Annotated in this window: 16 protein-coding genes and 1 pseudogene; 9 read left to right on the top strand and 8 right to left on the bottom strand. The window is 73.0% G+C overall.

The features are described 5' to 3' along the window. Nucleotides 1-88: 88 nt before the first annotated feature. Nucleotides 89-796 (bottom strand): GntR family transcriptional regulator, encoded by a 708-nt coding sequence (locus QCN29_RS29320; RefSeq protein ID WP_240138602.1) that lies wholly within the window; start codon nt 794-796, stop codon nt 89-91. 193 nt (nt 797-989) lie between these two features. Here QCN29_RS29320 and QCN29_RS29315 point away from each other — a divergent pair, with 193 nt between their 5' ends. Genes QCN29_RS29315 through QCN29_RS29300 form a run of 4 tightly spaced genes read left to right on the top strand, consistent with a single transcriptional unit; the run spans nt 990 to nt 4571 of the window. After that, nucleotides 990-2267, top strand: coding sequence for an MFS transporter (locus QCN29_RS29315; protein ID WP_279931953.1), 1278 nt, complete (start codon nt 990-992; stop codon nt 2265-2267). Beyond that, nucleotides 2264-3028, top strand: coding sequence for a LamB/YcsF family protein (locus QCN29_RS29310; protein WP_279931952.1), 765 nt, complete (start codon nt 2264-2266; stop codon nt 3026-3028). Before QCN29_RS29315 ends, QCN29_RS29310 begins: the two co-directional genes overlap by 4 nt. Then, nucleotides 3025-3642: a 5-oxoprolinase subunit PxpB gene (gene pxpB / locus QCN29_RS29305; protein WP_279931951.1), complete on the top strand. Its 618-nt coding sequence runs from the start codon at nt 3025-3027 to the stop codon at nt 3640-3642. The genes QCN29_RS29310 and pxpB overlap by 4 nt, the downstream gene beginning before the upstream one ends. Then, nucleotides 3639-4571, top strand: coding sequence for a 5-oxoprolinase subunit C family protein (locus tag QCN29_RS29300; RefSeq protein ID WP_279931950.1), 933 nt, complete (start codon nt 3639-3641; stop codon nt 4569-4571). Before pxpB ends, QCN29_RS29300 begins: the two co-directional genes overlap by 4 nt. Here the strand turns inward: QCN29_RS29300 and QCN29_RS29295 are convergent. The 6 genes and pseudogenes from QCN29_RS29295 to QCN29_RS29270 all read right to left on the bottom strand — a co-directional run bounded on the left by QCN29_RS29295 (nt 4528) and on the right by QCN29_RS29270 (nt 14287). Then, nucleotides 4528-8145, bottom strand: coding sequence for a hydantoinase B/oxoprolinase family protein (locus tag QCN29_RS29295; protein WP_279931949.1), 3618 nt, complete (start codon nt 8143-8145; stop codon nt 4528-4530). The genes QCN29_RS29300 and QCN29_RS29295 overlap by 44 nt on opposite strands. Beyond that, entirely contained in the window at nt 8142-8993 is an 852-nt protein-coding gene (locus QCN29_RS29290) for an SGNH/GDSL hydrolase family protein (RefSeq protein WP_279931961.1), read from the bottom strand. Before QCN29_RS29290 ends, QCN29_RS29295 begins: the two co-directional genes overlap by 4 nt. Nucleotides 8994-9751: 758 nt before the next feature. Continuing rightward, nucleotides 9752-10891: pseudogene (locus QCN29_RS29285) on the bottom strand (glycosyltransferase); the annotation flags it as partial. Continuing rightward, nucleotides 10888-12015 (bottom strand): glycosyltransferase family 4 protein, encoded by a 1128-nt coding sequence (locus QCN29_RS29280; RefSeq protein WP_279931947.1) that lies wholly within the window; start codon nt 12013-12015, stop codon nt 10888-10890. The gene QCN29_RS29280 and the pseudogene QCN29_RS29285, both read right to left, overlap by 4 nt. 167 nt (nt 12016-12182) lie before the next feature. After that, nucleotides 12183-13601 carry a HEAT repeat domain-containing protein gene (locus QCN29_RS29275; protein ID WP_279931945.1) on the bottom strand — a complete coding sequence of 473 codons (1419 nt, stop codon included), beginning with the start codon at nt 13599-13601 and terminating at the stop codon, nt 12183-12185. A 293-nt stretch (nt 13602-13894) separates the two neighbouring features. Next, the gene (locus QCN29_RS29270; RefSeq protein WP_240138610.1) at nt 13895-14287 is read right to left on the bottom strand and encodes an ankyrin repeat domain-containing protein; all 393 of its coding nucleotides are present in this window, start codon (nt 14285-14287) and stop codon (nt 13895-13897) included. A gap of 210 nt (nt 14288-14497) precedes the next feature. Here QCN29_RS29270 and QCN29_RS29265 point away from each other — a divergent pair, with 210 nt between their 5' ends. Next, nucleotides 14498-14692 (top strand): hypothetical protein, encoded by a 195-nt coding sequence (locus tag QCN29_RS29265; RefSeq protein ID WP_240138611.1) that lies wholly within the window; start codon nt 14498-14500, stop codon nt 14690-14692. Nucleotides 14693-14747: 55 nt separating this feature from the next. After that, on the top strand, nt 14748-16385 hold the full coding sequence (locus QCN29_RS29260) for a hypothetical protein (RefSeq protein ID WP_279931959.1): 1638 nt from the start codon (nt 14748-14750) through the stop codon (nt 16383-16385). Between the two features lie 172 nt (nt 16386-16557). On the opposite strand, the gene QCN29_RS29255 is transcribed toward QCN29_RS29260, so the two are convergent. After that, nucleotides 16558-18057, bottom strand: a complete 1500-nt coding sequence (locus QCN29_RS29255; protein WP_279931941.1) for an SCO1417 family MocR-like transcription factor — start codon at nt 18055-18057, stop codon at nt 16558-16560. A 101-nt stretch (nt 18058-18158) separates the two neighbouring features. On the opposite strand from QCN29_RS29255, the gene yczE reads away from it, so the two are divergent. From yczE to QCN29_RS29240, 3 genes are read left to right on the top strand one after another with little or no spacing between them, the layout of a single operon-like run. After that, nucleotides 18159-18815 carry a membrane protein YczE gene (gene yczE, locus QCN29_RS29250; protein WP_279931939.1) on the top strand — a complete coding sequence of 219 codons (657 nt, stop codon included), beginning with the start codon at nt 18159-18161 and terminating at the stop codon, nt 18813-18815. Continuing rightward, on the top strand, nt 18812-19576 hold the full coding sequence (locus tag QCN29_RS29245) for a glycerophosphodiester phosphodiesterase family protein (protein WP_240138614.1): 765 nt from the start codon (nt 18812-18814) through the stop codon (nt 19574-19576). Before yczE ends, QCN29_RS29245 begins: the two co-directional genes overlap by 4 nt. 54 nt (nt 19577-19630) lie before the next feature. Next, on the top strand, nt 19631-20995 hold the full coding sequence (locus QCN29_RS29240; RefSeq protein ID WP_279931938.1) for an MFS transporter: 1365 nt from the start codon (nt 19631-19633) through the stop codon (nt 20993-20995). The last annotated feature ends 263 nt before the right edge of the window (nt 20996-21258 follow it).

Genomic DNA, 21258 nt, shown 5'->3' with positions numbered 1-21258 from the left:
CCGACGCCGCAGGCCGCCGCCTCCGAGCGCGGCCGGGCCGCCGCCGTCCGCGCCGCAGGGCCGGGCCGCGGCCGGGGCCGCCGGCGGTTCAGGTCTCGTCGTGGGCCACGATGTCGCCGTATGCCTCGACGAGCCGCTCGCGGGAGTCGTCGAGATACTCGATCAGCAGACGTTCCGCGGCTGTGGGCTCACCGGCGCGCAGAGCCTCCAGGATTGCCCTGTTTCGAACCAGAAAAGGCTGGTGCAGTCGACGGGGATCGTCCACGACGTGGAAGGCGAGCCGCAGTTCCGCGAGGACCCCGCGCATCAGCTCGTCGGTGCGGGCGCTCCCTGCCAGCGCGACCAGTTCGCGGTGGAAGTGGATATTGGCGGTCGAGACGCCTTTCCAGTCGCGCTCCCGCGCCGACCGCTCGCCGTCCGCGACGGCCGCGTCGAGTTCGTCCAGCACGTACGGAGGTTCGCCGAGGCCCTGGACGACGGCGCACTCGACAAGACGCCTCGTCCGGTAGATGTCCTCCACGTCCTGGACCGCGAGCATGCGGACGAACACGCCGCGGTTGAGTTCGTGCACCAGCAGCCGCTCGTGGGTGAGCAGGCGGAACGCCTCGCGCAGGGTGTTGCGCGAGACGCCGAGGGCCTTGCCGATGGCGTCCTCGGACAGCCGCTCGCCGGGCGGGAAGTAGCCCTCGGCGATCCGTGTGCGCAGGATGTCCGCGACGCGTTCCGCGGTGCTGGTGCGGCCCAGCAGCGGCCGGTCGTCCGCCAGCCCGCCGATACCCGACTCTGTCGCCCCCACAGCGTCCTCTCTCCCTCGTCGGCCGCTGCCGCCGCCGACGTGTGCAGGTACTCGGCAGGAATCCTAGAAGCCGCCGACGAGCAGACGCGTGGAACGTCTTTCCACAGCCCTTGTCGGATCGTTCAACAATCCTCTACCTTGGCGAATCCGCACGGTCTCAGCGGCACCCCTCCCCTTCGACTGCGAGGTGCAGATGAGTACGACCCGGACCCAGGCCGACCACGGCCGACTGCCGGACGACACAGGCGCGTTCGCGTGGCTGCGGGCCCTCGGACCGCGAGGGCGGCGCGCCTTCGCGGGGGCGTTCGGCGGATTCGCCCTCGACTCCTACGACTACTTCACCCTGCCGCTGAGCATGGTGGCGATCTCGGCGTATTTCAGCCTGGACAACGGCCAGACGGGCCTGCTGACCACCGTCACGCTGGTCGTCTCCGCCATCGGCGGCGCGCTCGCCGGGATCCTGGCCGACCGGATCGGCCGGGTGAAAGCCCTGATGGTCACGGTGACCACCTATGCGGTGTTCACCGTCGCGTGCGGATTCGCCCCCAACTACGAGACCCTGCTGGTCTTCCGCGCCCTCCAGGGACTCGGCTTCGGCGGCGAGTGGGCGGTGGGCGCGATCCTGGTCGCCGAGTACGCCACCGCCAAGCACCGCGGCCGGACTCTCGGAGCAGTGCAGAGTTCCTGGGCGGCCGGCTGGGCGCTCGCCGTCATCGTCTACACCGTGGTGTTCCACTTCCTGGACCCGGACACCGCCTGGCGTGTGATGTTCTGGACGGGCGCCCTGCCCGCCCTGCTGATCGTCTACGTCCGACGGAACGTCAGCGACGCACCCGAGGCGGAGAAGCGCCGCGCCTCCAGCGGCGAACGGGGCTCCTTCTCCATGATCTTCCGGGGCGAACTGCTGCGCGTCACCGTCTTCGCCACACTGCTCTCCACCGGAGTGCAGGGCGGCTACTACACCCTGGCGACCTGGGTGCCGACCTATCTGAAGACCGAGCGCGGTCTGACCGTCGTCGGCACGGGCGGCTACCTCGCCTTCCTGATCTCGGGCGCGTTCATCGGATATCTCACGGGCGGCTACCTCACGGACCGAATAGGCCGAAAGCGGAACATCACGCTCTTCGCGGCGCTGTCGGCGGCCGGAATCCTGGCGTACACCAACATCCCGGAGGGGTCGAACGGGCTGCTGCTCGTCCTCGGCTTCCCACTCGGTTTCTGCATGTCGGCCATCTTCAGCGGGTTCGGCTCCTTCCTCAGCGAGCTCTACCCGGCCGCGGTGCGCGGGACGGGCCAGGGATTCACCTACAACAGCGGACGCGCGGTCGGCGCTTTCCTGCCGACGCTCGTGGGGTTCCTCTCCGACAGCTGGGGAGTGGGCGGAGCGCTGGTCTTCGGAGCGGCGGGGTACGGACTTGCGGCGGCGGCTCTGTCCGGGCTGCCCGAGACACGTGGCAGGGAGCTGCTGTGACACCGGTCTCCATCGATCTCAACGCCGACCTCGGCGAAGGCTTCGGCCGCTGGCGGCTGACCGATGACGACCAGCTGCTGTCGGTCGTCACCAGCGCCAATGTGGCGTGCGGCTTCCACGCCGGGGACGCGGCCACCATGCGCCGGGTCTGCGGCGCCGCAGCCGAGCGGGGGGTGCGGATCGGCGCCCAGGTGGCGTACCGGGACCTGGCCGGCTTCGGGCGGCGCGCGATGGATGTGCCGCGGGACGAGCTGGCCGCCGAAGTCGCCTATCAGATAGGGGCGCTGGAGGTGTTCGCTCGGGCCGCCGGGTCCGCCGTCTCCTATGTCAAACCGCATGGCGCGCTCTACAACCGCGTCGTCCATGACGAGCAGCAGGCCGCTGCCGTCGTCGAGGGGGTCGAACTGACCGGCCTGCGACTGCCGCTGCTCTGTCTGCCCGGATCGGCGCTGCACGCCCTGGCGGAGAAGGCCGGTCTTCCCGTCGTCGCCGAGGCGTTCACCGACCGCGCCTACACGGCCGAGGGCACGCTCGTCCCCAGGGCATCGGACGGTGCGGTCATCCACGACCCGGCGGAGGTCGTGGAGCGCTCCGTCTCGCTGGCCCGCTTCAAGGTCCTCACCTCCCACTGCGGCCGGCCGGTCTCGATCCGGGCACGCTCGCTGTGCCTCCACGGCGACACCCCGGGCGCGGTCGGACTCGCCCGGCTTATACGGGCCAGGCTGGAGGGCGCGGGCGTGCGGGTGGAGGCGTTCGCATGAAGGTGCTGCCCGTGGGGGACCGGGCTCTGCTCGTCGAGTTGGCGGACGCCCCGGAGGCTCAGGCCCTCCACGCCGAGCTGCTGCGCCGGCGCGCCGCCGGATCGCTGCCTCCCGTGCGCGAGATCGTGCCAGCGGCGCGGACCGTCCTGCTCGACGGCCTCGACGCCCCCGCCGCGCTGGCGCGGCAGCTCCCCCAGTGGACGGTTCCGCCGCTTCCGCCACGCGCCCAGGACGTGATCGAGATCCCCGTCCGCTACGACGGGCCGGATCTGGCCGAGGTCGCGGCGCACTGGCGGACGTCCGAGGAGGAGGCGGTACGCATCCACACGGCCACCGAGTACCGGGTCGCGTTCTGTGGATTCGCACCGGGCTTTGGCTATCTGACCGGGCTGCCCGAGCAGTTCGCAGTCGAGCGCCGCGCCTCCCCGCGCACTTCCGTCCCGCAGGGCTCACTGGCCCTCGCCGGTCCGTACACAGGGCTGTATCCGCGCTCCTCCCCCGGCGGATGGCAGCTGATCGGGACGACGGACACGGTGCTGTGGGACGCGACGCGGGAGCCTGCCGCCCTGCTCACGCCGGGCGCCCGGGTGCGGTTCACGGTGGAGCGCCGATGACCGACCGGGCCCTCGCCGTCGTACGGGCAGGGGCGCTGACCACCGTGCAGGACCTGGGGCGGCCCGGCCACGCACACCTCGGAGTGCCGCGTTCCGGCGCTCTGGACCCGTCGGCGGCCCGTCTCGTCAACCGCCTCGTGGGCAACGCGGACGGCACGGCCGTGCTGGAAACCACGCTCAGCGGGTGTGCGGTGCGGCCCCGTTGCGCGGTGACGGCAGTCGTGGGCGGCGCGCCCTGTGCCGTGACCGTCGACGGACGGCCGGCGGCCTGGGGCGCGCCGGTGCACGTCCCCGCGGGTTCGGTGCTGGAGGCGGGGCCCGCCGTCAGCGGCCTGCGGAGCTATCTGGGCTTCGCCGGGGGGATCGCGGTCGACGCGGTGCTGGGCAGCCGCTCGGCCGATCTGCTGTCAGGGCTCGGGCCGCCGCCGCTGACCGAGGGCATGGTGCTGCCGCTCGGCGGGCCGCAAGGCCCGCTGCCCGCGCAGCCGGTCGCGGCCCCCTGGCCGCGGCCGCCGGCCGAGCTGGTGCTGCGGATCCGATTCGGGCCGCGCGACGACTGGTTCACGCCCGAAGCCCCGGCGACGCTCGCCTCAGGGGCGTACCGCGTCTCGTCGGCGAGCAACCGCATCGGGCTGCGCCTCGAAGGCCCCCCGCTGCGGCGGGCGGTCACGGCGGAGCTGCCCAGCGAGGGGATGGTGCTGGGGGCGGTGCAGGTGCCGCCGGACGGCCGGCCGGCGGTGTTTCTGGCCGACCATCCCACGACCGGCGGCTATCCGGTCGTGGCGGTGGTCGACGAGCGCGATCTCCCGGCAGCGGCCCAGGCGCTGCCCGGCACCCCGGTGCGGTTTGCGCCGGCGGGGCGGCCGGGGCAGGGCTCCGGCCCGACTACGGCTCCGGAGTGCCGTAACCCCCGCCGCCCGGGGTGGTGATGACCAGGACGTCTCCCGTGCCGACCTCCGCCGTGTCGACACCGAGCAGTTCGTCGACGGCGCCGTCGGCGCGCTCCACGCGGTTGCCGCCGAGTGCGCCGGCTGCGCCGCCCGCCATGCCGTACGGCGGGATGCGACGGTGTCCGGTGAGCAGGGCCGCCGTCATCGGCTCGAGGAACCGGATGCGGCGGACGACGCCGCAGCCGCCGCGCCAGCGGCCGCGCCCGCCGCTGCCTTCCCGGATCGCGAAGGCGTCCACGCGCACCGGGTAGCGCCACTCGAGCACTTCGGGGTCGGTGAGGCGGGAGTTGGTCATATGGGTCTGCACGGCATCCGCTCCGTCGAAGCCGTCGCCCGCGCCCGAGCCGCTGGCGACGGTCTCGTAGTACTGGACGCGGTCGTTGCCGAAGGTGACGTTGTTCATCGTGCCGGAGCCCTCCGCCTGCACGCCCAGGGCCGAGTACAGGGCGCCGGTGACGGCCTGCGAGGTCTCCACATTGCCGGCGACCGTGGCCGCGGGATACACGGGCGCGAGCATCGAGCCGTCCGGCACTCGCACCTCCAGGGGTTCGAGGCAGCCGCTGTTGAGCGGGATGTCGTCGGCGACGAGCGTCCGGAAGACGTAGAGGACGGCGGCCATGACGACGGACTTGGGGGCGTTGAAGTTCCCCGGCTGCTGCGGCGAGGTGCCGCTGAAGTCCAGTACGGCGCTGCGGGCCTCGCGGTTCACCCGCAGCGCGACCTGGATCACGGCCCCGGCGTCTGTCTCGTAGCGGCAGTCGCCGTCGTGGAGTTCGGCGAGGATGCGGCGGACCGACTCCTCCGCGTTGTCGCGGACGTGGCCCATATAGGCCTGTACGACGTCCAGTCCGAACTGGTCGGTCATCCGGGCCAGTTCGGCGATGCCCTTCTCATTGGCGGCGATCTGGGCGCGCAGGTCGGCGATGTTGACGTCGGGGGCCCTGGAGGGGTGGCGTGCGGCAGTGAGCAGTTCGCGGGTCTCCTTCTCCCGCAGCCGGCCGTCGCGCACCAGAAGCCAGTTGTCGAAGAGGACGCCTTCCTCGTCGATCGTCCGGCTGAAGGCCGGCATGGAGCCCGGGGTGATGCCGCCGATCTCGGCGTGGTGGCCGCGGGAGGCGACCAGGAAGCGCAGTTCCCCTCCCTCGTAGACGGGGGTCACCACCGTCACGTCCGGCAGATGGGTGCCGCCGTGGTACGGGTCGTTGACCGCGTAGACGTCGCCCGGGCGCATCCTGCCTTCGTTGCGGCGCAGCACCTCCTTGATCGATTCGCCCATGGAGCCCAGGTGTACGGGGATGTGGGGCGCGTTGGCGATGAGGTTGCCCGTGGAGTCGAACAGGGCGCAGGAGAAGTCGAGCCGCTCCTTGATGTTGACGGAGTGGGCGGTGTTCTCCAGCCGGACGCCCATCTGCTCGGCGATGGACATGAAGAGGTTGTTGAAGACCTCCAGCAGGACGGGGTCGACATCGGTGCCGACGGCGATGCGGCTCGGTCGGGGACGTACCCGTGTCAGCAGCAGATGCCCGCCGTCGCCGGCCGCCGCGCTCCAGCCGGGGTCGACGACGGTGGTCGCGTCGGCCTCGGCGATGACGGCGGGGCCTTCGACGGTGTCCCCCGGGCGCAGGTCGCCGCGGTGGTGCAGCGGGGTGTCGTGCCGCTCCCCGTCCACGAACATCTGCACGACGGCGCGGGGGGTCAGCCGGGCGCCCGCGCTCCGGGCCGTGCCGCCGGGGGCGGCGTCGTCGGCGATGACCGGGCCGAGGGGACCCGCCCGGCCCACCGCCTCCACCGAGACCGCCTCCGCGACGACCGGCTTGTCCATGGTGAAGGCGTAGCGTGCGCGATGGGCCGACTCGAAGGCCTTCCGCATCGCGGCAACGCCGTCCAGCGAGACCGCAAGGCTCGCGTCGGTTCCCGCGTAGCGCAGCAGCACCCGGGCATGGGTGGTGATCGCGTCGTCCGGCACTGCGTCGGCGCGCAGCTCGGCGCGGGTGCGGGCGGCGAGGTCGGCGCACAGCTCGTGGACCCGCCGCCCCGTGGTCTCGTTCAGCTCCGCCTCGACGGACTGCTCCCGCATGGCGGTGGCGTCGGCAAGTCCGATGCCGTACGCGGAGAGCACTCCGGCCAGCGGCGGCACGATCACCGTGTCGACGCCGAGGGCGTCGGCGACGGCGCAGGCGTGCTGTCCGCCCGCGCCGCCGAACGAGGTGAGAGCGTAGCGGGTGACGTCGTGTCCGCGCTGTACGGAGATCTTCTTCACGGCGTTGGCCATGTTGAGGACGGCGATCTCCAGGAAACCGGCCGCGACCTGTTCGGGTGTGCGGTCGACTCCGCTCTCCACGCGGACGCGTTCGGCCAGCTCCGCGAAGCGGTCGGCGACGGTACGGGCGTCCAGCGGCTGGTCGCCGCCGGGCCCGAAGACGGCCGGGAACCAGTCGGGCTGGATGCGGCCGAGCATCACATTGGCGTCGGTGACCGTCAGGGGGCCGCCGCCCCGGTAGCAGGCGGGCCCGGGTTCGGCGCCCGCGGAGTCGGGTCCCACCCGGTAGCGGCGGCCGTCGAAGTGGAGGACGGAGCCGCCGCCGGCCGCGACGGTGTGGATGTTCATCATGGGGGCGCGCATGCGCACGCCCGCGACCTGGGTGCCCAGTTCCCGCTCGAACTCTCCCGCGTAGTGGGAGACGTCGGTGGAGGTGCCGCCCATGTCGAAGCCGATGACCCGGTCGTGGCCGGCCTGTTCGGAGGTGCGGGCCATGCCGACGACGCCGCCCGCGGGCCCGGACAGGACGGCGTCCTTGCCGCGGAAGTGGGCGGCTTCGCGCAGTCCGCCGTTGGACTGCATGAACATCAGCCGGATGCCGTCGAGTTCGCCGGCCACCTCCTCCACGTAGCGGCGCAGGATCGGCGAGAGGTAGGCGTCCACGACGGTGGTGTCGCCGCGGGGCACGAGTTTGATCAGGGGGCTGACCTCGTGCGAACAGCTCACTTGCATGAATCCGGCACTGCGGGCGGCCTCGGCGACGGCCTTCTCGTGGTCGGGATGGCGGTAGCCGTGCATCAGCACCACGGCGGCGCTGCGGAAGCCGTCCTCGTACGCCGCCTGCAACTGCTCCGCCACGGCGTCGGATTCCAGGGGGCGCACCATCTCGCCGTGCGCGCCGATCCGCTCGGGGACCTCGATGACGCGGTCGTACACCGCTTCGGGCAGGACGATGTGGCGGTCGAAGATCCGGGGCCGGTTCTGGTAGGCGATGCGCAGGGCGTCGCGGAAGCCTTCGGTGATGACGAGGACGGTCGGCTCGCCGCGCCGCTCCAGCAGGGCGTTGGTGGCGACGGTGGTGCCCATCTTGACGCAGGCGACGCGCTGCGCGGGCACCGGTTCGTCCGGACCGAGGCCGAGCAGCAGCCGGATGCCGGCCACGGCGGCGTCCCGGTAGCGGTCGGGGTTGTGGGACAGCAGTTTGCGGGTGGCGAGCCGTCCGTCGGGCCTGCGGCCCACGATGTCGGTGAAGGTGCCGCCACGGTCGATCCAGAACTCCCAGCGCCCGCTCATTCCCCCATTCTGGCAAGAGGAGCGTCCAGGGACACGGCGGCGAGGGCGGCGGACAGCGCGTGTTCGGCGCTGCGGTCCAGGCGGGGGCTGGTGCCCCGCGCCCAGTGGCGTACCTCGGATCCGGCCAGCCGCAGCAGCTGCGGCAGCAGATCGGTGCAGCGGCGTGCGACCCAGCCGGTGCCCGCGGTGGCGAGCCACAGGGCGGTGTCGGCGCGAGTGGGGGCGGGCTGGTCCGGCGTCAGGGAGGGGGCGGGCCCGTGGGCCAGTCCGCGCTGGGCGAGCAGTTCATGGAAGCGCAGCGCGATCGTCCGGTGCCCGCGCTCCGAGGGGTGCAGCCGGTCGGCGCTCCACATGGCGCGGTCGGCTGTCCACGCGGCGTCGGCGGCGTGCAGATGGACCGCCCCGTAACGCGCGGAGACCGCGTGCACGACGGCGTTGACGGCCCGCTGACGTCTCGCCAGGGGGCGGGCGAGCGGCGCGGGGAGCGCCAGCATGCTGCCGGGGTCGGGGAGGCAGGCGGTGAGGACGACGGCGCCGGCCGCCGTGAGCTGCTCGCATACGGCGTCGAGCCGGCGGGCCAGCGCCGCGATGTCGAAGGTCCGGCGGAGTGTGTCGTTGACTCCGACGAGTACGGAGGCGACATCGGGGCGGCAGGCGAGGGCCTCGGGGGTCTGGTGCTCGGCGACGTCCCCGCTGAGCGCCCCGCTGACGGCGAGGTTCCGGAAGTCGGCGGGTGCGCCGGACCGCCCCAGGCCTTCGGCGAGCAGCGCGGCCCAGCCGCGCCAGCCGTCTCCGACGCGATCGCCGACGCCTTCGGTGAGCGAGTCGCCGAGCGCGACGAACCGCAGCGGGCGGCGGTGCGGTTCGGGTTCGCCCGGGCGTCGGCCGAGCCGGTGGTGTGCGCCGCCGGCGGTGGCGCCCCCGCAGCGGCCGTGGCTCTGTCGGTGCGGGTGAACAGCGGCTGCGCGGCCGACGGCTGCCTCAGCGGTGCGGTCCGGCTGACGCCGGGCCTCCGGGGCGCTGCCCCACACCTCTTGTGCCGCCTCCGGTCGAGCGGCTGCGGCCGACGACACGGCCGGTGCGGTCCCTGGGCCGGGTGCGTCGGGGGCTCCCGTGCGCATCGGACAGTCCGCGCCGTGGCCAGGGCCGCGCGGCTCGGGAGTACGTCTGCCGTCGGCCCCGGCGGCGTTCGAGCGTCCTCGACCCGGCGCGCAGGTCATGTCGTCACCTCCGAGGGAGACGTCGCAGCGGGCCGGCGCCCGGCAGGCCGTGCTTCAGCGGGGGGCGCCCCGGCCGGCGGCCTCCCGGCTCCGGGCGGGGACGCGTCGGCATGGGTTTCGGCGCGCCGGGCCTGGACGAGATGGGCCTGGACGAGATGGGCCTGGGCGAGATGAGCTTGGGCGGGGCGGACCCCAGCCGGGCCGGCCTCAACCGGGCCGGCCTCAACCGGGCCGGCGTCTACCCGGCAGACCTCAACAGGGCCGGCCTCAACCGGGCCGGCGTCTACCCGGCGGGACTCGGCAGACCCGGCCGTGACCGCAGCAGCATCCGCGCGGCGGGGCTGAGCCAGGCGAGCCCCGGCGGAGCGCGGCTCGGCGGGGCGGACCGGCGGGGCGTCGTGGGCGGCGAGGAACGCGGCCACCGAATGCTGCCAGTCGAAGAGTTCGGCCCGCGCCCGCGCCGCCGCGCGCCGCGCCCGCTCCGGCCGGGCGAGCAGGCCCTGCACGGCGTCTGCGAAGTCCTCGGCGGTGTCGGCAGCGGCCGCGCCCGCGTCGCCGATGATCTCGGGCAGGGCCGAGGAGGCACTGGCGACGACGGGTGTGCCGCAGGCGAGCGCCTCCAGGGCGGACAGGCCGAACGTCTCCGCGGGCCCCGGCGCGAGACACAGGTCCGCCGCGGCCTGCAGGTCGGCCACCGTCTCGCGGTCGGAGACATGGCCGAGGAACTCCACCGGCAGCCGCTCCGCAAGCGCCCGGCGGATCAGCGAGAGCTTGAGCGGACCTTCGCCCGCGACGACGAGCGCGGCCTTCACCCCCCGCTCCCGCAGCTCGGCGAGTGCGTCCAGTGCCATGCCGGGGCGCTTCTCCACGGAGAGACGGGAGCACATCAGCAGCAGCACCCGCGCGCCCGCGGCGTGCTTGGCACGCAGCACCGTGCTGCGCCGGCCCGGACGGCAGCGCTCCAGATCGACCCCGAGCGGCGCGCGCACCACATTGCGCGCGCCGATCCGGACGAACTCGCGCTCGGCCCACTCGGTGGTGCACACGATGCGCGAATACGACCAGGCGCTGCGCCGGTTGAGTCGGTCGGCGGCGCGCTCCGCGGCCTTCGCGGGCACCCCCCAGGTCCGCAGCACTCCGTCCGCCGTCTCGTGCGAGACCATGATCGACGGAATGCGGCGGCGGCGCGCCCACTCGCCGGTCCAGCGCAGCGTGGTGCGGTCGGACACCTCGAGCCGGTCGGGATCGAGGCTCTCCAGCACCTCCCGCAGCCGCCGCCGCGCGGCGAGCACCCGGTATCCGCCGGTGCCGGGGATCTCGGGTCCGGGCAATGTGATGATCCGCCCCTGCGGGGTCTGCCGGTCGCTTTCCAGGTCGCCGGGGACGATGAGCACGGGTTCATGGCCCGCTGCCAGGTATCCCGCGCCGAGCTCGCGCAGCGCCGTGCGCAGTCCGCCGGAGGACGGCGTGACGAAGTTCGCCAGCCGTACGATGCGCAGGCTCCGGTCGTCGTGCGCGCCGGTCATGCCGCCACCGCCGTCGTGCGCGCGCCCAGCACCTCGGCGTAGTGGTCGATCAGCAGATCTCCGATGACGGCCCAGGTCCTGCCCTCGACGGCGGTCCGCGCGGCCCGTCCGTACGCGGCCCTCAGAGCCGGGTCGGCGGCGAGCCGGCGCACCGCGTCGCGCACCGCGTCCGCGTCGCCCGGTGGTACGAGCAGCCCGGTGCGCCCGTGGTCGACCAGGTCGAGGGGGCCGCCCGCGGCGGGCGCGACGACCGGCACTCCGCCGGCCATGGCCTCCTGCACTGTCTGGCAGAACGTCTCGTACGGGCCGGTGTGGGCGAACACGTCCAGCGATGCGAAGACACGGGCGAGGTCGTCGCCCGTTCTGCGTCCCAGGAACGCGGCCTTGGGCAGCGCCGTGCGCAGGGCCGCCTCGCTGGGCCCGTCGCCGACGACCACGACCCGTACGCCGGGGAGCTCGCAGACGCCGGACAGCAGTTCCACATGCTTCTCGGGGGCGAGCCGTCCGACGTAGCCGACGATCACTTCGCCGCCGGGGGCGAGCTCGCGCCGCAGCGCCTCGTCGCGCAGGTCGGGGCGGAAGCGGGCCGTGTCGACGCCGCGCGGCCACAGCCGCACCCGCTCCACGCCGTGCTGCTCCAGGTCGTGCAGGGCGGCGGTCGAAGGGGCGAGCGTGCGGTCCGCGGCGCTGTGCACCGCCCGGATGCGCCGCCAGGCCGCCCCCTCGCCCGCGCCCACGTATGTGCGGGCGTATCCGGCCAGATCCGTCTGGTAGACGGCGACGGCCGGCAGTCCGAGCCGGGCCGCCGCCGCCATGCCGCGCACACCCAGCACGAAGGGGCTGGCGAGGTGGACCAGGTCGGCCCGGTGGGCGGTGATGGCCGCCGCGACCCGGCGGCTCGGCAGAGCCACCCGGACCTGCGGATATCCGGGCAGCGGAAGCGAGGGGACGCGTACGACGGGACACGGCGCGGTCCGGTCGCAGTCATCTGCCGCGGTCGCGGTCGGCGCTATGACGAGCGGTTCATGACCGCGTACGGCCAGGTGCCGGGCGGTCTGCAGGGCGCAGTGCGCCACACCATTGACGTCTGGCGGGAAGGATTCGGTGACGATGACGACACGCATATCCGTGTTCTCGTCGCGCCCGGGGTGGCTGTGCCTACGTGGATCTTTCCGCCCGTGAAACGTCCCATGAGCGTTTGTCGCCGCTGCTGGCCCATCTCAAGACGAATGGCCACACAGCGGCCACCCGAGCCACAACCACCACAAGGGACACGAAGATCGCAGGCGCGTCAGAGGGCCGGTGTGTCGGGGCCGATTCTGCTCCGTACGGCGGTCTGCACCTCGGCCTCCTCGACGGGGTCGGCGGCGAGTCTGCGCAGACGCTCGGCGACGCGCACATCGCCGGTCTCGGCGTGCAGCGCGGCGACCTCGCGTGTCGTCTCCTCGCAGTCCCACAGGCACTCCACGGCGAACCCCGTGGGGAACGAGGGATCGGTGGCGGCCAGGGCACGGGCTGCGCGGCCGCGCAGCTGCGAGGAGGCGGTCTCCCGGTACACGTGGCGCAGCACGGGCGCGGCGCATTCGATGCCGAGGCGGCCCGCGCCGTCGACGAGTGACCACAGCAGGGGTGCGTCGGGGCCTTCGGCGCGCACGGTCTCGCGGAGCGCGCCGAGGACGAGGCCGGCGTCGCGGGCCTCACCTCGGCAGGCGAGGACTCCGGCGGCGGACCCACCGAGGGCGTCGGGGCGGTGGACCCAGCGGCGGGCGCGCTCCACCGCGTCGTCGCCGCACATCCGCTCGAAGGCGGAGACGGCGGCTTCGGCGACCGTGCGGGAGGGGCTGAGCGCGGCCGCCTCGACGAGGTCGAGGACGACGGGGTCGCGGGATTCGGCGAGATAGTGCAGGGCCGCGCAGCGTGCGCCGTCCGGGCCGGAGCGCGCGGCCTCGACGATGGCGGGGCGGTCCTCGGGCCCGGCGACGGCCGTGAGGCAGCGGGCGGCGGGCACATGGAGGACGCTGCCGCGCTGGAGGCCCCGCTCGGCCCAGTCGAAGACGGCCTGCACGCTCCATCCGGGGCGCGGCCCGGCGGGGCGCAGCTGGCGCTGCCAGCGGTCGAACGAGCCGGCTTCCCGGGCGGCGCGGACCCGTGCGCCGATGGCGTGGCGCTGGTCCTCGGCCCACAGCCGCCAGGGGCGGGGCTCGAAGGCGTTGCGCATGGCGAGGGCGAGTTCGGCGTCGCCCTCCGGGGTGGCGGGGAAGCGGGCGAGGACGGAGGCGGCGAGCGAGCGCAGCCCGGCGTCGGTGTCGCGCAGGGCCAGCTCGTCCAGGGCCCAGGCCCAGTTCGACCCGGCGGCCGCGTAGCGGCGCAGCAGGGCGAGGGCGTCGCCTCTGCCGTACGAGGCGAGGTGGCCGAGCACCGCGAGCGCGAGGCCGGTCCTGGCCTCGTCGGTGTCGAGGAGGTCGTCGGCGTCGCACAGGTGGCGCTCGATCTCCTCGAGGCTGCCGTGGAGATCCAGATAGAGGCGTGCGTAGAAGAGGGAGCGGTTCTCGACCTGCCAGTCGTGGCGGGGGTCGTGGAGCACGCAGTGGTTGAGGGCGGCGAGCGCTTCGGCGCGTGGGGCGGCGAGCGCGTGCAGGGTGCCGTCGCCGCGCCCTCTCTGCAGCAGGCCGAGGAGCGTGCCGCTCGGCGCTATGACTGGATCGAACATGGAAAGAGCCTCACATCAAGCTGTCGACGCGACCGGGGGTGGGGATGCCAAGGGGGCACTAGCCGCTAGGCCGCGCGGCAACATGCTGGGCCGCCCGTCGTCTTCCGCTTGGTGTAGACCATCTTCCTGCCTCTCGTCGGTGGCCCCAGGGGGACGCCCGGATGAAGTCCGGGGTAGGGCCCGACGTCATGATGACCCACCCATATCGCCACCGCGACCACATTTACGGCAGCCCCCTCGCCGCGGTGACGTGGACTTTCCCGGAAACTGCCGCACGGCGTCCCAACTGCCGTTCAGCGATTGCCGAACAGTTCCAGAAGGTCTGTCTTCCCAAACATCCGCGCTGTATCCATCGCGGACGGAGTACCTGCCTCCGGATCGGCGCCGCCGGCCAGCAGGGCGTGGATCACCGCGTCCTCGCCCTTGAAGACGGCCCCGGCGAGCGGGGTCTGGCCCCGGTCGTTGGGCCGGTCCGGCTCGGCGCCGCGCTCGAGGAGGGACCGCACGGCGTCGGCGTGCCCGTGGTAGGCGGCGAGCATGACGAGCGTGTCGCCCTTGTCGTTGGCGAGGTTCGCCGGGACACCCGCGTCGACGTAGGCGGCGAGCGCCTCCGCCTCCCCCCTGCGCGCCAGGTCGAAGACCTTGGCCGCGAGCTCGATCACCTCGGGGTCGGGTGCTTCGCTCATCAGGGGACCGCCTTTCAACCGCTTCACATGCCGACTGGAGTGAACCGACAGGGTACTGCCCGCGCGCCGCCTTGACGATCAACGAGCCGACCGTCTGCCAGCCGAGTGAAACCCATGATTTTTCACCCATTCGCACCTTTTGTCGCATAGATACTTGCTGTGAGCCTGGAACAACTCATGGTGACTGTCCCCACAACCAGGAGAACACTCATGATTCTGTCGATCTCCGGTGTCGTGCTGCTCGGCATCATCGTCTTCCTGTTCTTCCGAAAGGACGGGCTCAAGGCGTCCCACGCCCTGGTCTGCGCGCTCTTCGGCTTCTATCTGGCGGGCACCGCGATCGCCCCGAGCATCACGGCGGGCGGCGCGAGTCTGGCCAGCCTGCTGGGCGGAATCCAGTTCTGACGTGGCACGTCGAACGCTCTCCCGCGCCCTTGGCTTCCGGTTCCCCGGCAACCGGATCCTCGGCAGCCGCATCGTCAGCGGCGGCAGTGCGCAGATCGCCCGCAGCCGGGAGATCGCGCGCACTGCCGCGGACGGCGCGGCGGATGTGCTCCACCCGCTGATCACGATCAGTCGCGGGCTGCGCCGGCTGGCCGGGACGGCGCGCCGGCGATGGGCCGACACCCCGACGGAGCGGCGTGGTCCCGCCCTGTTCCTGGCCGCCGGCAGCCTGCTGCTGATCGCGCTCATCCCGTACGGGCCGCTTCTCGCGCTGGTCTCGGTGATGGGCGCGGCCGCATGGCAGGGCCGGGAGCTCACTGCGGCGCCGAGCGGCCCCGACCCCGCTGAGAGCCGCAGGCTGCAGGCGTTGTACGAGGCCCTGGTGCCGTACTTCTCGGCGGCCGAGGACCCCGCTCCGCTGTTCCGGCACGGCGGGGAGTGGAGCGCCGCGTTCAGCGAGTGCGCCTTTGACGCGGACGGGCGGCTGACCAGGCTGCGGGTGAACTACCCCGCGTACTTCACAGACGGCGAGCCGCAGGCACGCACCCGTATCGAGCAACTGCTGCACGCCAAGTCGGGACGCGGCTGCGAGCACCTCTTCACCTGGGAGGAGGAGGCCAATGAAATGCTGATGACCGCGCTCCCCGCGCTGCCGGCCACGATCTCCGCACAGCGGTTCGTCACCGTCCCCGGGGAGACCGTGCTCGGCTTCACCGATCCGGACGCGGTACAGCGCACGGTGCCGGTGACCGATGCCGAGGGGGCGACACGGGACGCGCCGCCGGTCGTCTGGCGCACGGGGGCGCGGTCGACCGAGCCGCATCTGCTGGCCGTCGGGACGCCCGGCAGCGGCACCTCCACACTGCTCCGATCCATCGCGCTGCAGGCGCTCCAGCACGGGGACGTACTCATCATCGAGGGCGGAGGCACCGGCGAGTACGCGTGTCTGACCGGGCGCAAGGGCGTGCTGGCGGTGGAGTGCGGGCTGGCCGGCGCGCTGGCAGGCCTGGAGTGGGCGGCACATGAGACGGAACGCCGGCTGATCGCGGCGAACCGTTCACGGCAGACGGGGCATCCCACGCCCGAGGACGTTCGCCGCCCGCTGTGGATCCTGCTCGACCGACCGAGCGTCCTCGGTCATCTCGCGGCGGCCGAGGGGCGCACCGACCCTCAGCAACTGCTCTCCGTGCCGCTGCGACACGGCAGGGCGGCGCAGGTGACGGTGGCCGTGGCAGAGCAGTTCGACGGGCTGGAGTCACTGGCCGAGGCGGTGCGCACGCATACGCGTGCGCGGGTGGTCCTCGGGCCGGTCTCCTGCGAGGAGGCAACGTCCGTGCTCGGCGTCCCGCCGCACACGACACCGGTCCCGGCAGTGCCGCCCGGCCGGGGGTACGCCCGGCTGGGTGCGGCGCCCGTGGTCCGGCTGCAGGTGCCCTCGACGCCGGACCCGTACGACGACGCCACGGCCGAATCCCACCGGCGGGCGGTGCTGGCGCTGCTGCCGGAGCGGGAGGACCACGGGGCGCCGGACCCGGTGCGGGAGGACCACGGGGCGCCGGACCCGGTGCGGGAGGACCACGGGGTGCCGGACCCGGTGCGGGAGGACGTCGGGGCGACGGAGCCGGTGCGGGACGCGGTCAAGGCGGACGGCTGACGTGCGCGGCCGACGGCTCTCCCCCTCCCCGTCTCCTCCCGAAACCGGGCCTGACCCCGGCCCCCTCGCCCGGTAGCCGCCGGAGGCGGACGGCCGCTGTCCAGCGGGCCGTTCGCCCGGGCGCTCGCCCGACCCGCTGGACCGCGAGGGCACGGACGGCGCGCCCGGCGGCTCAGGCGACGAAGGTGCGCGGAGACTCCGCACCCGTCGTCGCGCCCGTCTCGACCAGGCGGGCCGCGGCGGCAAGACGGGTGGCCGCCTCGTCGGCGACGGGGCCGCCGACGGTGAAGGGGAGGCGGACGTACCCCTCGAACGCGCCGTCGACTCCGAAGCGCGGTCCCGAGGGGACGCGGACGCCCACGCGTTCCCCGGCCTCGGCGAGGCGGGAGCCGGAGAGTCCCCCGGTGCGGACCCAGAGGGTCAGCCCTCCGCGGGGCACCCGGAACTCCCAGCCAGGCAGCTCCCTGCGCACCGCGGCGACCAGCGCGTCGCGGTTCTCCCGTGCCTGGGTCCGGCGCACCGCGACCGCCTGCTCCCAGCCGCCCGTCCGCATCAGCCAGTTGACGCCGAGCTGCTCCAGCACGGGCGTGCCGAGGTCCGCGTAGGCGCGGGCCGCCACCAGGGAGCGGATCACGTCGGGCGCGGCCCGGACCCAGCCGATCCGCATGCCCGCCCAGAACGCCTTGCTGGCCGACCCCACCGTGAGGACCGTGCTGCCCGCCGGGTCGAACGCGCAGACCGGCCGGGGCATGTCGATGTCATCGTCGAGGTGGAGCTCCGACATGGTCTCGTCGACGACGAGCACCGTCCCGGCCGAACGTGCCGCGTCCACCATCGCCCGCCGCTGGTCCTCGTCGGCCAGCGCACCCGTGGGGTTGTGGAAGTCGGCGACCACATACGCCAGCCGCGGCGCCGCCTCCCGCAGCACCTGCCGCCAGCGCGGCAGATCCCAGCCCGCCAGCCCCTCGGCCATGGCGACCGGCACCAGCCTGGCCCCGGCCTCGCGCATCAGCTGGAGGATGTTGGCGTAGGAGGGCGACTCGACGGCGATGCGCTCGCCGCGCCCGGCGAACAGATGACAGATCGCGTCGATCGCCCCCATGGCGCCCGTGGTGACCATGAGCTGCTCAGGCATGGTCGGAATGCCCCGCTCGGTGTAACGGTCCGCCAGCATCCGCCGCAGGGCGGGCAGTCCCGCCGGATAGTCGCCGTGGGTGTGCGCATACGGGGGAAGCTCCTCCAACGCCCCCTGGATGGCGCGGGTCAGCCATGGTTCGGGCGCGGGCAGCGCCGCACAGCCCAGGTCGATCATCGAGCCGAGGGACTCCGGCGGCAGCGGCTCCAGGCCGCGGGCGGGCAGCGGGTTGCCGGCGGGGACGGCCGTCCAGCTCCCGGCGCCCCTCCTCGACTCGAGGAAGCCCTCGCCACGCAGTGCCTCGTACGCGGCGGCGACCGTCGTGCGGCTCACCGAGAGGGCCAGCGCCAGCTCCCGCTCGGCGGGCAGGCGGGCGGCGACGGGCACCCTGCCTTCGAGGACGAGCAGTCTGATCCCGTCGGCCAGCGCACGGTACGCGGGGAGCTTGCGCGCTCCCGGTCCACCCGGCCGCGGCTGCTGGGCGCCGAGCTGACGGGCGAGCTGCGCCGCCCCCACCGCCGAGGTCCACTGCGTCATGGAAGTCAGTCCACCTTCCGTAAATTGGCCATGGCTGGCATTCATTCCATGGCCACAGGGTGTCATGCATCAGTCCACGACGACACCCTGGGGGGTCACACATGTCTTCTGCCTCTGCCCATCTGCCGCGCCGGCTGCTGCAGCTGTACGCCGGTTTGACGCTGTACGGGGCGAGTTCGGCGCTGCTGGTGCGTGCGGGGCTCGGGCTGGAGCCCTGGAACGTGCTCCATCAGGGTCTTGCGGAGCTGACCGGCCTGACCATCGGCGTGGTGTCGATCATCGTGGGCGCCGCGGTGCTGCTGGCCTGGATTCCGCTGCGGCAGCGCCCGGGGCTCGGCACGGTCTCCAATGTCTTCGTCGTCGGCCTCGCCATGGACGCGACGCTGGCGGTCGTGCCGGACGCCCGCACGCTCCCCGTGCAGATCCTCGTGATGACCACGGGGATCGTGCTGAACGGCGCGGCGACCGGACTGTACATCGCGGCCCGATTCGGACCGGGGCCGCGCGACGGCCTGATGACCGGACTGCACCGGCGGACCGGCCGTTCGATCCGGCTGATGCGCACCCTGATCGAGGTGGCGGTGGTGGCCACGGGATTCCTGCTCGGCGGGTCGCTGGGCATCGGCACGGTGGCGTACGCGCTGGCGATCGGCCCGCTCGCCCAGCTGTTCCTGCGCGTCTTCGCCATCTGCGGACCAGGCGAATGCAGTACGGCGGTCGCCGGGCGGACACCGGGGCGGGTGATACTGCCGAGGTGACACGCGTACGCCATCCCTATCTGGACCATCCGGCCACGCTCGCCTTCGCGCACCGGGGCGGGGCGGCCGACGGGCTCGAGAACACCGCCGCCGCCTTCCGCCGCGCCGCCGAGGCCGGCTACCGCTACTTCGAGACGGACGTGCACACCACCGCCGACGGCAGGCTCGTCGCCTTCCACGACACGACGCTGGACCGGGTGACGGACACGCGCGGCCGGATCGCCGACCTCCCCTGGAGCGAGGTGCGCCGGGCGCGGGTGGCGGGCCGGGAGCCGCTGCCGCTCTTCGAGGAACTGCTGGAGGAGTTCCCGGAGGCGCGCTGGAACGTCGACATAAAGGCGGAGTCGGCACTGGCGCCGCTGGTCGATCTGATCCGGGGGACCGGCGCCTGGGACCGCGTCTGCGTGGGCTCCTTCTCGGAGGGGAGGGTGGCCAGGGCCGCCCGTCTCGCCGGGCCGCGGCTGGCGACGTCGTACGGCGTGCGCGGGGTGCTGGGGCTGCGGATGCGCTCGCTGGGCATTCCGGCGGCGGTGCGGATGGGCGCGGTGTGCGCGCAGGTCCCGCAGTCCCAGAACGGCATCCCTGTGGTGGACCGCCGCTTCGTCCGCGAGGCGCACGCCCGCGGGCTTCAGGTGCACGTCTGGACGGTGAACGACGCGGATCGGATGGCGGCGCTGCTGGACCTCGGGGTGGATGGCATCATGACCGATCATCTGGAGACGCTGCGCACGGTGCTGACCGACCGGGGAGTCTGGATCTGACCCCCGGCCCTTCCGCCCCGCACGTCTGACGGCGGACGAGCGAGAGGGCGCGGCGTGACTGCGGACACCGCGGACCGGGCGGCCGGCCCGCACGGTCCAGGCCATCCGGAAGACCGGATACGCGAGCAGCGGGGCTGGTACTTCTACGACTTCGCCTGTTCGGTCTACTCGACGAGCGTGCTCACCGTCTTCCTCGGGCCGTATCTGACGTCCGTGGCCAAGGCCGCGGCGGACGCCGATGGGTTTGTCCACCCGCTGGGCGTCCCGGTGCGGGCCGGGGCGGTGTTCCCGTACGCGGTGTCGGTGTCCGTGGTGCTGGCGGTGCTGGTGATGCCACTGGCGGGTGCGGCGGCCGACCGTTCGGGGCGAAAGAAGCCTCTGCTGGCGGCTGCCGCGTACCTCGGGGCGGCGGCGACCACGGGCATGTTCTTCCTGGACGGCGACCGCTATCTGCTGGGCGCGCTGCTGCTGATCGTCGCCAACGCCTCCCTCGCGGTGTCGATGGTCCTCTACAACGCGTATCTGCCGCAGATCGCGAAGCCCGACGAGCGGGACGCGGTCTCGTCGCGTGGCTGGGCGTTCGGCTATACGTCGGGCGCGCTGGTGCTCCTGCTCAATCTCGCCCTCTACACGGGGCATGACTCCTTCGGCCTGTCGGAGGCCGAGGCGGTGCGGATCTGTCTGGCGTCGGCCGGTCTGTGGTGGGGGGCGTTCACCCTGGTGCCGCTGCGCCGACTGCGTGACCGGCGGGCTGCGCCGGACGGCGAGGGGGCGGTGGGCTCCGGCTGGCGGCAGCTCCTGGCGACGCTCCGGGACATGCGGCGCCATCCGCTCACCCTCTCCTTCCTGCTGGCGTATCTCGTCTACAACGACGGGGTCCAGACGGTGATCTCCCAGGCGTCGATCTACGGCTCCGAGGAGCTGGGGCTCGACCAGACCACGCTGATCACCGCGGTGCTGCTGGTGCAGGTGCTGGCGGTGGCGGGCGCGCTGGCGATGGGACGGCTGGCCCGGAGCTACGGGGCGAAGCACACGATCCTGGGGTCTCTGGGGGTGTGGACGCTGATCCTCGCCGTCGGCTACTTCCTGCCTGCGGGGCGGCCGATGTGGTTCTTCGTCCTCGCCGGTGCGATCGGGCTCGTCCTCGGCGGCAGCCAGGCGCTGTCGCGTTCGCTCTTCTCGCATCTGGTGCCGCGCGGCAAGGAGGCGGAGTACTTCTCCGCGTACGAGATGAGCGATCGCGGACTGAGCTGGCTGGGGCCTCTGGTCTTTGGCCTGGCGTACCAGCTGACCGGCAGCTACCGGGACGCGATCATCTCCCTGGTGGCGTTCTTCGCCCTCGGGTTCCTGCTGCTGGCGCGGGTGCCGGTACGGGAGGCGGCGGCCGCCGCGGGCAATCCGGTGCCCGACCGGATTTAGACGTTGAAGTGAAAGGGCGGTAGTGTACGCCTTTGGCCTGCCAGGCGGACCGTTACTGCGCGCGGAAGAAGTGAAATCACGGGGTGACACTTTCTGTCAGATGTGACAAACCGGGCACTGGTGGGTACCCCCATACATTGGGAAAGCAGCGGCACGACGGGCGACGCATGACCCGGAACGGGAATCTTTACCGCCGACCGGACGTTGACCGGATGACGACGACAGCGACACCTGTCCTGTGGGCGACAAGCCCGGGAGGCACG

This window comes from Streptomyces chengmaiensis (genome assembly GCF_029846775.1).
In the GTDB taxonomy this organism is placed as follows: domain Bacteria; phylum Actinomycetota; class Actinomycetes; order Streptomycetales; family Streptomycetaceae; genus Streptomyces; species Streptomyces chengmaiensis.
This window is presented reverse-complemented; position numbering and strand designations above follow the sequence as displayed.

Excerpts from the sequence above, each read along its gene's own strand:
- QCN29_RS29315 (WP_279931953.1), top strand. The coding sequence starts at position 990 with ATGAGTACGACCCGGACCCAGGCCGACCACGGCCGACTGCCGGACGAC.
- pxpB (WP_279931951.1), top strand. The coding sequence starts at position 3,025 with ATGAAGGTGCTGCCCGTGGGGGACCGGGCTCTGCTCGTCGAGTTGGCG.
- QCN29_RS29300 (WP_279931950.1), top strand. The coding sequence starts at position 3,639 with ATGACCGACCGGGCCCTCGCCGTCGTACGGGCAGGGGCGCTGACCACC.
- QCN29_RS29295 (WP_279931949.1), bottom strand. The coding sequence starts at position 8,145 with ATGAGCGGGCGCTGGGAGTTCTGGATCGACCGTGGCGGCACCTTCACC.
- QCN29_RS29280 (WP_279931947.1), bottom strand. The coding sequence starts at position 12,015 with ATGCGTGTCGTCATCGTCACCGAATCCTTCCCGCCAGACGTCAATGGT.
- QCN29_RS29275 (WP_279931945.1), bottom strand. The coding sequence starts at position 13,601 with ATGTTCGATCCAGTCATAGCGCCGAGCGGCACGCTCCTCGGCCTGCTG.
- QCN29_RS29270 (WP_240138610.1), bottom strand. The coding sequence starts at position 14,287 with ATGAGCGAAGCACCCGACCCCGAGGTGATCGAGCTCGCGGCCAAGGTC.
- QCN29_RS29265 (WP_240138611.1), top strand. The coding sequence starts at position 14,498 with ATGATTCTGTCGATCTCCGGTGTCGTGCTGCTCGGCATCATCGTCTTC.
- QCN29_RS29255 (WP_279931941.1), bottom strand. The coding sequence starts at position 18,057 with ATGACGCAGTGGACCTCGGCGGTGGGGGCGGCGCAGCTCGCCCGTCAG.
- yczE (WP_279931939.1), top strand. The coding sequence starts at position 18,159 with ATGTCTTCTGCCTCTGCCCATCTGCCGCGCCGGCTGCTGCAGCTGTAC.